11 protein-coding genes are annotated in these 12,794 nt (G+C 73.6%); 9 read left to right on the forward strand and 2 right to left on the reverse strand.

Annotated elements, in window-relative coordinates:
• The first annotated feature begins 149 nt into the window (after nucleotides 1-149).
• The 9 genes from ABD944_RS16765 to ABD944_RS16805 are packed head-to-tail and all read left to right on the forward strand — an operon-like array spanning nucleotide 150 to nucleotide 10,445.
• Nucleotides 150-1,706, forward strand: a complete 1,557-nt coding sequence (locus ABD944_RS16765; protein WP_345177380.1) for an ABC transporter substrate-binding protein — start codon at nucleotides 150-152, stop codon at nucleotides 1,704-1,706.
• Nucleotides 1,706-2,716, forward strand: coding sequence for an ABC transporter permease (locus tag ABD944_RS16770; RefSeq protein WP_345177382.1), 1,011 nt, complete (start codon nucleotides 1,706-1,708; stop codon nucleotides 2,714-2,716). Before ABD944_RS16765 ends, ABD944_RS16770 begins: the two co-directional genes overlap by 1 nt.
• Nucleotides 2,713-4,590 carry a dipeptide/oligopeptide/nickel ABC transporter permease/ATP-binding protein gene (locus ABD944_RS16775; RefSeq protein WP_345177384.1) on the forward strand — a complete coding sequence of 626 codons (1,878 nt, stop codon included), beginning with the start codon at nucleotides 2,713-2,715 and terminating at the stop codon, nucleotides 4,588-4,590. The genes ABD944_RS16770 and ABD944_RS16775 overlap by 4 nt, the downstream gene beginning before the upstream one ends.
• Nucleotides 4,587-5,627, forward strand: coding sequence for an oligopeptide/dipeptide ABC transporter ATP-binding protein (locus ABD944_RS16780; protein ID WP_345177386.1), 1,041 nt, complete (start codon nucleotides 4,587-4,589; stop codon nucleotides 5,625-5,627). Before ABD944_RS16775 ends, ABD944_RS16780 begins: the two co-directional genes overlap by 4 nt.
• The gene (locus ABD944_RS16785; protein WP_345177388.1) at nucleotides 5,620-6,894 is read left to right on the forward strand and encodes a metal-dependent hydrolase family protein; all 1,275 of its coding nucleotides are present in this window, start codon (nucleotides 5,620-5,622) and stop codon (nucleotides 6,892-6,894) included. The genes ABD944_RS16780 and ABD944_RS16785 overlap by 8 nt, the downstream gene beginning before the upstream one ends.
• Nucleotides 6,891-8,177: an aconitase X gene (locus ABD944_RS16790; protein WP_345177390.1), complete on the forward strand. Its 1,287-nt coding sequence runs from the start codon at nucleotides 6,891-6,893 to the stop codon at nucleotides 8,175-8,177. Before ABD944_RS16785 ends, ABD944_RS16790 begins: the two co-directional genes overlap by 4 nt.
• Nucleotides 8,174-8,602, forward strand: a complete 429-nt coding sequence (locus ABD944_RS16795; RefSeq protein ID WP_345177391.1) for an aconitase X swivel domain-containing protein — start codon at nucleotides 8,174-8,176, stop codon at nucleotides 8,600-8,602. Before ABD944_RS16790 ends, ABD944_RS16795 begins: the two co-directional genes overlap by 4 nt.
• Nucleotides 8,599-9,528, forward strand: coding sequence for an ornithine cyclodeaminase family protein (locus ABD944_RS16800; RefSeq protein WP_345177393.1), 930 nt, complete (start codon nucleotides 8,599-8,601; stop codon nucleotides 9,526-9,528). Before ABD944_RS16795 ends, ABD944_RS16800 begins: the two co-directional genes overlap by 4 nt.
• Nucleotides 9,525-10,445, forward strand: a complete 921-nt coding sequence (locus tag ABD944_RS16805) for a cyclase family protein (RefSeq protein ID WP_345177395.1) — start codon at nucleotides 9,525-9,527, stop codon at nucleotides 10,443-10,445. The genes ABD944_RS16800 and ABD944_RS16805 overlap by 4 nt, the downstream gene beginning before the upstream one ends.
• A 44-nt stretch (nucleotides 10,446-10,489) precedes the next feature.
• Here the strand turns inward: ABD944_RS16805 and ABD944_RS16810 are convergent, their stop codons facing one another.
• Nucleotides 10,490-11,161: an HAD family hydrolase gene (locus tag ABD944_RS16810; protein WP_345177397.1), complete on the reverse strand. Its 672-nt coding sequence runs from the start codon at nucleotides 11,159-11,161 to the stop codon at nucleotides 10,490-10,492.
• A 9-nt stretch (nucleotides 11,162-11,170) separates the two neighbouring features.
• Entirely contained in the window at nucleotides 11,171-12,631 is a 1,461-nt protein-coding gene (locus ABD944_RS16815; protein WP_345177398.1) for a serine hydrolase domain-containing protein, read from the reverse strand.
• Nucleotides 12,632-12,794 lie beyond the last annotated feature (163 nt).

Consider the following 12,794-nt stretch of genomic DNA (forward strand, 5'->3'; position numbering starts at 1 on the left):
TTCGTGCGTTCAACATATTGACATCGGATAGCCGGATCGTCACCATGGCCGACACAAGTTCACTTTGATGAACACGGCCAGGCGCCCGGCTCCCGGGGCACCGCACCTCCCATCCGGCACATCACCGAAGGACCACCATGAGAATTCGAATGGGGCATCGGGCAGTCGTCGCGAGTGTCTCCGTCAGCGCGGCCCTCGCCGCCGGTTGCGGCGGAGCCTCGGACTCCGCCGCCAAGGCGCCGCCGAACGTCACGAACGGCGTCGTCTCCATGACCCTCGACGGCCCGGTCAGCAGCTACGACCCGACCCAGGCGAGCACGTTCCAGGACTCCGTCGCCCTCGCCGCGCTGTACGACACGCTGGTCGCCTTCGACCCGTCCGGGAAGCTCGTCCCCGGGCTGTCGGACACCTGGAAGTCCACCCCGAAGACCGCCACCTTCCACCTCCGGAGCGGCGTCACCTGCTCGGACGGCACGGCGCTGACCGGCGCGATGGTGGCGGCGTCGCTGAACCGGCTCTTCGATCCGGCGACCAAGGCGCCGCTCGTGCGCCAGGCGATCGGCCCGGGCAACTCGGCGAAGGCGACGTCGACCGCGGACTCGGTGACGATCACACTGGCGAAGGCGTGGTCGGACCTGGTGCCCGGGATGACGGGGCCGTTCGCCGGCATCGTCTGCCCGTCCGGCATGAAGGACCCGTCGAGCCTGCGGACGAGGTCCGCCGGCACGGGCGCCTTCGTCTCCGAGTCGCAGGTCACCGGCTCCAGCTACACGCTGACCCGGCGGCCGCAGTACGCGTGGGGCCCGGCGTACGCCGGCCAGACGGCGGGCGAGCCGCCGAAGAAGCTGGTGCTCAAGGTCGTGGACGACGAGAACACCCGGGCCAACCTGACCTCCACCGGCGAACTCCAGATCCCCTCGTTCACCTCCAACGCGTGGGACCGGTTCAAGTCGACCGGCGGGATCACCGTCCGCACGTCGCCGCAGTCCGACACGATGCTCGTCTTCAACGAGACCGCCGGCCATCCGACCGCCGAGCGCGACGTCCGGCTCGCGATCGCCCAGGCCTTGGATCGTTCCGTTCTGAACAAGGTGCAGAGCTTCGGCTCCGGCACGCTGATCTCCAGCCTCGGCCGCCCCACCTACGAGTGCTTCGACAACGGCTCGAACGCCCTGGTCCCCAAGTACGACGCGGCCGCGGCGGCCAAGGCCCTCAAGGGCGTGAAGCTCCAGGTCATCGGCACCAACATCCTGGCCGGCGGCGCGGCCAACGACCAGGTCATGTCCGCGCTGCAGGCCGCCGGCGCCTCCGCGACGGTCCGCACCATGGACAACCAGGCGTGGGTGTCCGACCTGTTCAGCGGCAAGAACGACTGGGACGTCACGATCTTCGTGTACGGCAACCGGCTGTCGAGCTTCCTGCCCGTCGGGCAGTTCTTCGTGCACGACGCGCCGCCGAAGGGCCTCAACATCGGCGCGACGAACAACCCGGAGGCGGCGCGGGCCTACGACCGGGCCGCGACCGGCTCGGCCGAGGAGAAGTGCGCCGCGCTGACGACCTTCCAGCAGTCGCTGCTGCGCAACGTCGACGTCCTGCCGCTGGCCACCGCGCCGGTGCACGTCCTGTTCGCGGGCGGCACGAGCGGCAGCGTCGTCAACGGGTTCGCGGTGCCGGCCTCGATCCGCGTCGCCAAGGCGGGCGGCTGATGGTGCCGACCGCCGCCGGCGCGTCGGTGGCGAGCCGCGGTCTCGCCCGGCGGGTGGCCGGTTCCCCGTGGACCGGCTACCTCGCCCGGCGTCTCGGCGGCGTCGCCGCCGTGCTCGCCTTCCTCGTCGTCGTGACCTTCATGATCGTCCGCTGGGTGCCGGGCGATCCGGCCCGGCAGATCGTCGGGCTGACCGCCGGCGAGGAGGAGGTGCGGCAGGTCCGCGAGCGGCTCGGGCTGACCGAGCCCTGGTGGCGGCAGTTCGGCTCCTACCTCGGCGGGCTGGCGCACGGCGACCTCGGCGCCTCCTTCACCACCGGCCAGCCGGTGTCGGCGATGCTCGCCCAGCGGCTGCCGCTCACGATCGCGCTGGCGACGAGCGCGCTGGTCGTCGTGCTGGCCGTGGCGATACCGCTCGGCACCGCCGTCGGGGTCGCGCAGCAGCGCGGACGCGCCCGCGCCGCGACGTCGTCGTTCGGCGTCGGCGCCTCGGTCCTCGGCGCCATGCCGGAGTACGTCGCCGGGACCCTGCTGGTCTTCGTGTTCGCGCTGACCCTGCGCTGGCTTCCCGTGCAGGGCGGCGCGGGGTTCACCTCGATGATCCTGCCCGCCCTGTCCATCGCCATCGCGCCGGCCGCGGTGCTCACCCGTCTGGTGCGCAACGAGACCGCGACGGTGCTGTCCCAGGACTACATCACGATGGCGATGAGCAAGCGGCTGACGAACACGCGACTGCTGCTGCGGCATGTGGTCCCCAACGTCGTGACCAGCACGCTGACGCTCGGCGGCCTCATCCTCGTCGCGCTGCTCGGGGGGACGGTCGTCGCCGAGAACGTCTTCAACATGCCCGGCATCGGCTCGGAGATCGTCCGCGCGATCGTCAAGCGCGACTATCCGGAGGTCCAGGGGATCATCCTCGTCCTCGGGCTGGTCGCCGTCCTGATCAACCTGATCGTCGACGTCGCGCTGGGCCTGCTCGATCCGCGAGTGCTGACGAGGACACGCTCATGAGACGCAACCGGCTGCCGGCGCCGCTCGTCGCCGGCCTCGTCCTGGCCGCCCTGATCCTGGTGGTCGCCGTCGTCGCGCCGATGCTGTGGCAGGGACGCGCCGACGCGCTGACCGCCGACATCCGCCAGGGTCCCTCCGGCGCGCACTGGCTGGGCACCGACGCGCTGGGGCGCGACGTGTTCTGGCGGACCGTCGTCGCGACGCGGCTGACGGTCGAGATGGCGACCGCCGCCACCGCGATCGCCGCGGTGCTCGGCACGCTGCTCGGGGCGGGGATCGCGGCCGCCGGAACGGCCGTCCGCGCGGTGGGCGACCGGGTCATCGACCTGCTGCTGTCGTTCCCGCCGATCATCATCGCGCTGACGTTCACCGCGATCCTCTCGCCGGGGCGCGCCTCCGTGGTCGGCGCGCTCGGCCTGGCGTTCTGCCCGCAGTTCGCGCGGCTGACGAACCGGCTCGCGCTGTCGGTGAACCAGCGGGACTACGTCGCGGTCGCGCGCCTGCTGGGCGTCGGCCGGGTCCGCGCCCTGACCCGGCACGTGGTGCCGAACATCGCCGCGCCCCTGCTCGTGCTCGTCTCGGTGGGGTTCGCGACCAGCGTGCTGACGGTCTCCGGGCTCAGCTTCCTCGGGCTGAGCGTCCAGCCGCCGGCGTACGACTGGGGCAGCCTGCTGGCGAGCGGGCTGCGCAACATCTACGACAACCCGGGCGAGGCGCTCGGTCCCGCCCTGGCGATCCTGGTCACCGGACTCGCCGCCGGCCTCGTGGGCGACGGGCTCGTCCGGCACCTGGATCCGCGCGGGGCGCCACCGCCCGGGCGGACCGCGCCCGCCCCCGCACCGCCGCGCCGAGCACCGGCGGGCCGGGCACCGTCCGGCGCCGCCGAGCCGGAACGCGCCGCGGCGGCGTCCGTCCAGGGCCTGTCGGTCCGCCGGCCCGACGGCCGGGAGCTGATCCACGAGGTCTCGCTGACCGTCGGCGCCGGAGAGATCGTCGGCATCGTCGGCGAGTCCGGCTCCGGCAAGAGCCTGACCGCGCTCGCGCTCGCGCGGCTCCTCCCCCGCGAGCTGGACTGGTCGGCGGAGCGCCTCGACGTCGGCGGCATCGATCTGGCCGACCCGGCGAAGGCCCCGCCCGCGCGGCTGGCCACCGAAGTCGGGATCGTCTTCCAGGACCCGTCGAGCAGCTTCAACCCCGCGCTGCGGATCGGCACCCAGCTCACCGAGGTCCTCCGGGCGCACACGAAGACGTCCCGGCGGCAGGCGGACGCGCTCGCGGTCGCCCGGCTGACCGAGACGCGGGTGTCCTCGCCCGAGCTGCGGATGCGCCAGTATCCGCACGAGCTCTCCGGCGGGATGCGGCAGCGCGCGATGATCGCCGCGGCGATCATGCACGAGCCGAAACTGATCATCGCCGACGAGCCGACCACCGCGCTGGACGTCACCGTGCAGGCCGACGTGCTGCGCCTGCTGAAGCAGATCAACCTCGCGCACGGCACGGCGATCCTGCTCATCTCGCACGACATCGGCGTGGTGTCCGCGCTCTGCGACCGGGTCTGCGTGATGTACGCCGGGCGCGTCGTGGAGGAGGTGTCGGTGGAGGACCTCCGCCGGCGCGACGTACGGCACCCCTACACCCGCGCCCTCCTGGCCGCCTCGCCCGACGCGGCGACGGACCTGGACGGCGCCCGGCTCGTGCCGCTTCCCGGACGCGCCCCGTCGGCCGAGGCCCGGGGCGCGGGCTGCGCCTTCGCGCCCCGGTGCCCGCTGGCCACGCCCGTCTGCGCCGAGGTCGTTCCCGCGCTGGTCGCCGAGCCCTCGGGCAACGCGGTCGCCTGCCACGCCGAGACACCGACCCCGGAGGTCCGGACATGACCCACACCGACGAACCGGGCGACACCGTGCTGAGCGCCGAGGGGGTTTCGGCCGGTTACGGCGCGCGCTCCCGCAACGTCCTGCACGACGTGAGCGTCGCGATCGCCCGCGGCCGCACGATGGGGGTCGTGGGCGAGTCCGGCTCCGGCAAGTCGACGCTGGCCCGGGTGCTGGTGGGGCAGCTCGCCCCGGCGCGCGGCGTGGTCCGCCTCGACGGGGCGGACGTCCACCGGCTGCCGCGCGGGGAGCGCTTCGCGGCCCGCCGCCGGATCCAGCTGGTCCCGCAGGACCCGTACTCCTCGCTGGATCCCCGCATGTCCGTCGGGCGGGCGCTGGCCGAGGCGATCGATCCGCGCGGGCGGCTGCGCACCGGCAGGCACCGGGAGCGCATCGCCGAGCTGCTGGAGTCGGTCGCGCTCGACGCCTCCGCCGCGCGGCGGCTGCCGCACGAGTTCTCCGGCGGCCAGCGCCAGCGCATCGTCATCGCGCGCGCCCTGGCCGCCGAGCCCCGGGTGGTGATCGCCGACGAGGTGACCTCCTCGCTCGACACCTCGGTGCAGGCCGAGATCCTGGAGCTGCTGCTCGACCTGCAGAGACGGCTGGGGCTGACCTACGTCTTCATCACCCACGACCTGGCGGTCGCGCAGTACATGTGCACCGACCTGAGCGTGCTGTACCTCGGCACACTGGTCGAGCAGGGGGCGACCGACGTCCTGTCCCGCCCGGGCCACCCCTACACCGAACTGCTGCGCGACAGCCGTCCCGATCCGAGCGGCCGGTCGCTGACGGCGCCGGCCGGCGGGCTCACGAGCGAGGACGTCGCCGACCCGGCGAATCCGCCGTCCGGCTGCGTGTTCCACCCGCGCTGCCGGTACGGGCCGCGGACCAACGGGGACCGCGGCCGCTGCGCGGTGGAGCCGCCGGTCCTCCGGGACGTCGCACCGCACGCGCGCAGGACGGCGTGCCACTACCCCATCGGGCCGGCCTCGCAGAACCGTGCCTCGCAGGACCCTGCCGAGGACGGTCGCGGTGAGTGAGCGCCTGCCCGCGGGCCCGGCGGCCTTCCTGATCCGGGACGTGAACCTGATCGACGGGCACGGCGGGCCCGGCCGCCCCGGCCTCGCCGTGGTCGTCGACCGCAGGCGGATCGCGTGGGTCGGCCCGGCGGAGTCCGCGCCGTCGTTCCCGGCGCACGCGATCGTCCACGGCGCCGGCCACAGCCTGCTGCCGGGGCTGATCAACTCGCACGTCCACCTGTCCGCCGACGCCGGGCCGGACTTCACCCGGCAGATCGAGTCCGACTCCCTGCCGCTCGCCGCGCTGAAGAGCGCGGCGACGGCCGCGCTCACCCTGCGGACCGGGGTGACCGGCGTCCGCGACTGCGGCGCCGCCGATGGGGTCGTGATCGAGGTCGCCAAGGGGATCGACGACGGCCTGATCCCCGGGCCGCGCGTCAGGGCCGCCGGGCGGGTGATCACGATGACCGGCGGGCACGGCCACTTCATCGGGCGCGAGGCCGACGGGGTGGACGGCGTCCGGGCGGCGACCCGCGCCGAGCTCAAGGCGGGCGCGCACTTCATCAAGGCGATGGCGACCGGCGGCGTCCTGACCTCGGGGGTGGATCCCGGGAACACCGCTCTGGTCCAGGAGGAGCTGGCGGTCGCGGCGCAGGAGGCGCACAACGCGGGGCGGAAGATCACCGTGCACGCCATCGGCAACCAGGGGATCAAGAACGCCCTGCGCGCGGGCGTCGACTCGATCGAGCACGGCATCCGGCTCGACGACGAGGCGCTCGAACTCGCCGTCGCGCGGGGCGTCTACCTCGTGCCGACGCTGCTCGCGGTGGCCTCGATCGTGACGGCCGGGACCGGCGCGGGCATGCCGCCCTGGGTGCACGAGAAGGCCGCCCGCGAGGCGGAACGGCACCGCGAGAGCTTCGTCGCCGCGGTCCGCTCCGGCCTGAAGATCGCGGCCGGCACCGACGCGGGCACCCCGTACAACCCGCACACGGACCTGGTCCGCGAGCTGGAGCTCATGGTCCGGTACGGGCTGACCCCGCCCGAGGTGATCCGCGCGGCCACCCGCAACGCCGCGGAGAACATGGACGTCCTGCACGACACCGGCACGGTGGACGTGGGCAAGCTCGCCGACCTGGTGCTGGTCGAGGGCGATCCCGCCGCCGACATCGGCGCGCTGGCGCGGATCCGGCTGGTCGTCAAGGACGGCCGGATCGTTCACGAGAGCGCGGAGGCGGGCGTAGGCGCACGGGCGGGCGTAGGCGCACGGGTGGGTGAGGCATCATGACGCGCGCGATCCGCGATCCGGCGCTGACGGGCGAGCAGCGGGCGATGCTCGCGGGCGACCGCGGCGACGGCGCCGCGCTGGCCATGCGGGTGATCGTCCGGCTCGCCCGCGCGCTCGGCGCCGACCGGCTGATCCCGATCGACTCGGCGCACGTCGACGGCTGCCTCTTCCACGGGCAGGTGGGGATCGACCTGGTCGAACGGCTGATCGCCGGGGGCGCGCGGACCGCCGTCCGGGCGACGCTCAACGTCGGCTCGCTGGACCTGCTGCACCCGGGCGTGGTGCGCGGCGAACCCGGCGAGCGGGCGGACGCCCGGCGGCTGATGGACGGCTACGTCGCCCTCGGCGCGGAGCCCACATGGACCTGCGCCCCGTACCAGCTCCCGGAGCGGCCGGCGTACGGCCGGCACGTGGCGTGGGCGGAGTCGAACGCCATCGTGTTCGCCAACTCGGTCCTCGGGGCCCGTACCGACCGCTACGGCGACTTCGCCGACATCTGCGCCGCCGTCACGGGCTTCGCCCCGCTCGTGGGCCTGCACCTGGACGAGAACCGCGCCGGTCAGGACCTGTTCGACTGCTCGGGGGTGCCCGCCGGGACGTTCGAGACGGACGTCGCCTGGGCGGCGCTCGGCCACCTGGTCGGCCGCCGGTCGGGGACCCGGGTCCCGGTGCTGACCGGGCTGCCCGGCGGCGCGGACGAGGACCGGCTGAAGGCGTTCGGCGCCGCGGCGGCCTCGGCCGGGGGCGTGGCCCTGTTCCACGCGGTCGGCCTGACGCCGGAGGCGCCCGACGCCGCGACCGCGTTCCGCGGCCGCGCCGCCGAGCGGCGCTTCGAGGTGACCGCGGCGGACCTGCGCACGGCGCGCGACGAGCTCACCACGGCGCCGGACGGGCGGCTCGACGCGATCAGCGTCGGCACCCCGCACTTCTCGGCGGCCGAGTTCCGCGCGCTCGCCGCGCTGCTGTCCGGCGGGCCGCCGTTCGACGCGGGCGTCGAGTTCTGGATCTCGACGAGCCGGGCCGTCCTCGCCGAGGCCGAACGCACCGGCGACGCGGCGGTCTGCCGCCGCGCCGGAGCACGGATCCTGGTCGACACCTGCACCTACATCGCCCCGGTCCTGCGGGCGTCGGCGCGCGTGGTGATGACGAACTCCGCGAAGTGGGCGTGGTACGCGCCGACCAATCTCGGCATCGACGTGGTCTTCGCCTCGCTCGCCGAGTGCGTGCTGTCCGCCCGCGCGGGCCGCGTGGTGCGCGACCCCGCGCTCTGGGAGGCGTCGTGATCGGGACACCGCTCAGCCCGGGGCGGGCGACCGCTGCCCTGCTGCTGCTGGACGAGCCGCTGTCGTTCTGGGGCGGCAGCGACGTGGCGACCGGCGAGATCACCGACGTCCACCATCCGCAGCGCGGGGCGCGCGCCGCCGGCCGTGTGCTGGCCTTCGCCGCGAGCCGCGGGTCGAGTTCGAGCTCCACGGTGCTCGCCGAGCAGATCAGGCGCGGTGCCGCCCCGGCGGCCGTCCTGCTCCGCCGCCCGGACGCGATCGTGGCGCTCGCGGCGATCGTGGCCCGCGAGCTCTACGCGATCGAGATGCCCGTCGTCGTGCTGTCCGCCGGCGACTTCGACGCGCTCCCGCGCACGGGCACGGTGACGGTGGCGGCGACGGACGAGAGCGCCGAGGTACGGATCGAGGAGGCGGGACGGCGATGAGCATCGATGGGATCGGCCCCGAGCGGATGCGGCGGCTCGCCGACGCGCGGCACCTGGTCGACGCGCTGGAGCGGGCGCTGCTCGGCGGCCTCCGGCCCGCGGACGAGCAGGGACGCGTCTCCCGGCCGACGAGCCACGGCGAACTGCTGCTGATGCCGTCGGAGGTCAGCGGCCACGTCGGCGTCAAGGTGCTCGGCCTGGCACCGGGCAACCCGGCCCAGGGGCTCCCGACCATCTCCGGGCTGTACCTGCTGATGGACGCCCGGACGCTGCGGCTGGTGGCCACGCTGGACGGCGGGGAGCTCACCCTCCTGCGGACCCCGGCCGTGTCCGCCCTCGCCGCGCGGCACATGGCGGCCCGGCCGATCCGCACGGCCGTGGTGTTCGGCAGCGGGCCGCAGGCGCTCGCCCACATCGAGACGTTCCACGCGCTGCACGGCCTGAGCGACGTGGTCGTCGCCGGACGTGATCCCGAACGGACCGGGCGGCTCGTCCGCCGCTGCGCCGACGAGGGCCTGCGCGCCCGCGCGGGCTCGGCCCGCGACGTGCGCGGGGCCGACGTCGTGCTCTGCTGCACCAGCGCCCGCGAACCGCTGTTCGAGGCGGAGCTGCTGGCCCCGCGGACCGTGGTCGTCGCCGTCGGCTCTCACCACCCCGACGCCCGCGAGCTGGGCGACGACGTCATGGCGGGCGCACACGTCGTGGTCGAGTCGCGGACGGTCGCGACGACCGAGGCCGGCGACGTGGTCCAGGCGCTCGGCCACGGGGCGATCGAGGAGACCGGCCTGATCGAACTGGCCGACCTCGTCCGCGGGGAGGCCCTCATGGACGACGCGAGACCGAGGGTCTTCAAGAGCGTCGGCATGGCCTGGGAGGACCTGGTCGTGGCGGTCGCGCTGCACGAGCGCGAGCGGGCGCCGCGATGACCTCCGAGGACTTCCGCCGGATCGGCGCCGAGGTCAGCAACTGGGGCCGCTGGGGCGCCGGCGACGAGCGCGGCACCACCAACCTCATCACGTCGCGGGAGATCGTGGAGGCGGCGCGGCTCGTGCGCAAGGGCGCGGTGTTCGACCTCGGGATCCCGCTCGGAGCCGACGGCCCGCAGGCGTTCCCCGGCCGTATCAACCCGCTGCACATGATGACCGAGACCGGAGCGGGTCAGGACTACCCCGGCGGTGCGAAGTGGTCGGACGACTACGTCGTCATGCCGCTGCAGGCCGGAACGCAGTGGGACGCGTTCGCGCACGTCTGGTACGACGGTCGGCTCTACAACGGGTTCGGCGAGGACGAGGTCGGCCCGCACGGCGCGGCGCGGTGCTCGATCGACGCCCTCGGCGGCGGGATCGCCGGGCGGGGCGTCCTGCTCGACGTCGCCCGGCACGCCGGTGTCGACTGGCTGGAGGGTGGCCACGTGATCGGCCCGGAGACGCTCGACGCCGTCGCGGAACGGCAGGGCACCGAGATCCGCGCGGGTGACGTCCTGCTGGTCCGGACCGGGTGGTGGAGGAAGTTCGCGGTCGAGCGGGACGCCGCCGGGTGGATGAGCACCGAACCCGGGCTCGGCCTCGACTGCGTGCGGTGGATCCGCGACCACGACCTCGCGGCGCTGGGCATGGACAACTGGGGCATCGAGGTGGCGCCCGGAGAGGACCCCGCCGTCACCAGCCCCGTGCACTGCGTGCTGCTTCGCGACGTCGGGATCCCACTCGGGGAGATCTTCGACCTGGAGGCCCTCGCGGAGGACTGCGCGGGCGACGGCGTGCACGAGTTCTTCTTCGCCGCACCGCCGCTGAAGGTCACCGGCGCCGTCGGCTCGCCCGTGAACCCGCTCGCGCTGAAGTAGGCGCCGGCGGCATCGCGCCGTGTCCGGCCACCCGGGCCCGGGGCTCAGCAGGCTGCCAAGAGCGTGGAGACCTCGGTCAGGGTCGAGATCCGATGTATCCCGGCCGGCGGGGTCGCCGTTTCCGCCCGGTCGAGCCAGATGGCGTGGAGGCCCGCGTTGCGCGCGCCTTCGGCGTCCACGTCCAGCTTGTCGCCGACGTAGGCGATGCGAGCGGGCGGCAACTTCAGGGCGGCGCACGCGGCCTGGAAGGCCCTGGGGTCGGGTTTCTCGCAGCCGAGCCGGTCAGAGCAGAGGAGCACTTCGAAGTGGTGGCGGAGGCCCAGGGCCGTCAGCCGGCGCTCCTGATGGACGGTGCTGGAGTTGGACAGGATTCCTTGGCGGTAAGGAAGCGCGGCCAGCGCCGATGCCGCGTCGGGGAACGCCGACCATGCCGCTGCGAACAGCGCCTCGTATCGCTCGTGCCAGGCGTCCGCTTCGATGTCGCTCAGCGGACGGTCGACGAACGTGCGGACTCTGACGCGGCGGTACTCCTCGTACGTCAGCCGGCCCGCTGTGAGGCGCAGAAGTGCGGCCTCGGCGATCCGGTGCCAGCGCTCCAGGGCGGCCTCGTCGGAGGGGAGGCCCTCCGCCTCGAAGTGGCGCAGCAGTCCGGTCCGTTCCGAGCCGGTGAAATCGAAGATCGTGTCATCGACGTCCCACAGCACGGCCTCGATCATGCCTTGAGGCTAGAGCGAGATCTTGGGGGTGGCCCTCATCCCGACGTAGCAGACCTTGCTGCCGTCGGCGAGGGTGGAGAAGACCACCGGCATGTAGTCCTCGCTGAAGGACGGACCCGCGCCGGAGGCGGCGAACACTGTGCCGGTGACCGGTTCCAGGCCCATCTCCAGGGGCGGGGACAGGTCCTTCATGTCGTCGACGAACTCGTACCGCATGTGCGGGGAGCCGTCGGGTTCCTGGGAGACGGTGATGACGACGCCCTCGCGCCTGTACGTGCCGAGGAGCGGAGCAAGGTCGACCGCGGGGGCCGGATCCGCAGGGGCGAACGGTGCGGGCATGGCGACACCGGCTAGTTCGGCGAGCAGTTCGCGGAACAGGTCGGCGTACAGCAGGCGGGCAGCGCCGCCGTTCGTCATCAGAACGAGGGCCACGTTCGCGCCCGGGACGACGCGCAGGTAGGCGTACTGGCCGATGGCGGCACCGTCGTGGCCGTAGCCGGGGACGCCGTCCCAGTCGTAGAGCGTCCAGCCGAGGCCCCAGCCGTCCGCGCTGACGGTCCACTTGTCCGGGACGTCCACCTCCCGGCGCTGCATGGCGGCCACCGCCCCCGGGGTCAGGACGCGGCCGCCGCCGGGTGCCGCGCCGCTCTCCAGGTGCATGCGGGCGAAGCGGGCCATGTCGCCCGCGGAGACGATGACGCGTCCGGCCGGTCCGACCGAGCGGGGCATCGGGTCCCAGGAGGGGGCCGGCTCGGGGTCGGTGCCGGGCTCGCCGAGGTGGCTCATGGCGACGCGGTGGCTCACGGCCTCCTCCGGCAGCGTCATCGACCGCTCCAGGCCGAGCGGCCGGAAGACGAGGTCCTTGAGGGCCTGGTCCCAGGTCAGTCCGGTGACCTTCTCGACGACCCGGCCGAGGACGACGTAGCCGAGGCCGCCGTAGGAGATCGCCGTGCCGGGACGGCAGTCCAGCGGGACGCGGCGGGCGGCCTCGACGTAGTTGGCGACGCAGTCGTCGCCCCGGCCGCCGTCGAAGTTGAAGTCATTGGTCACCCCGCCCGTGTGGGACAGCAGCCGCCGGATGGTGATCGCCTCGGTGGCCGCCGGGTCCGGGGTGGCGAACTCGGGCAGCACCTCGACGACCGGCGCGTCGAGGTCGAGCCTTCCCTCGTCCACGAGCAGCATCACGAGTGTGGCCGTGTAGACCTTGGCGATCGAGCCCGACAGGAAGACCGAGTCGGTCGTCACCTCAACGCCGGTGCCGCGGTGCAGCACCCCGCTGGCCAGTTCGTGCACCTGGCCGTCGATCACCACGGCCAGGCCGGCCCCCGGAACGTGGTGGGCGGCGCGCAGCGCGTCGAGCCGCGACTGCCAGTGGGCCAGGTCGAAGCGGCGGCCCGTCGAGTCGCGCGCGCCCCAGTCTCCCCGCGCCTTCCAGTCGCCGTCGGAGTTCCAGTTCAGTTGCTCGGACATGATCGATTCCTTTCGGCGGAGGTGGCGCCCGTTCCCGGGCCGCGAGCCTCCGCAGGGGCGGGGCGAGAAGGGCGAGAGGTTCCTCCCGCCGCTGTGAACACCGTACTCAATGTGCGAACACTGTACGCACAATGGCTCAGCGTACGCAATAGCGTGACTTGTA

The sequence above is a fragment of the Actinomadura verrucosospora genome (genome assembly GCF_039540335.1).
GTDB lineage: Bacteria > Actinomycetota > Actinomycetes > Streptosporangiales > Streptosporangiaceae > Spirillospora > Spirillospora verrucosospora.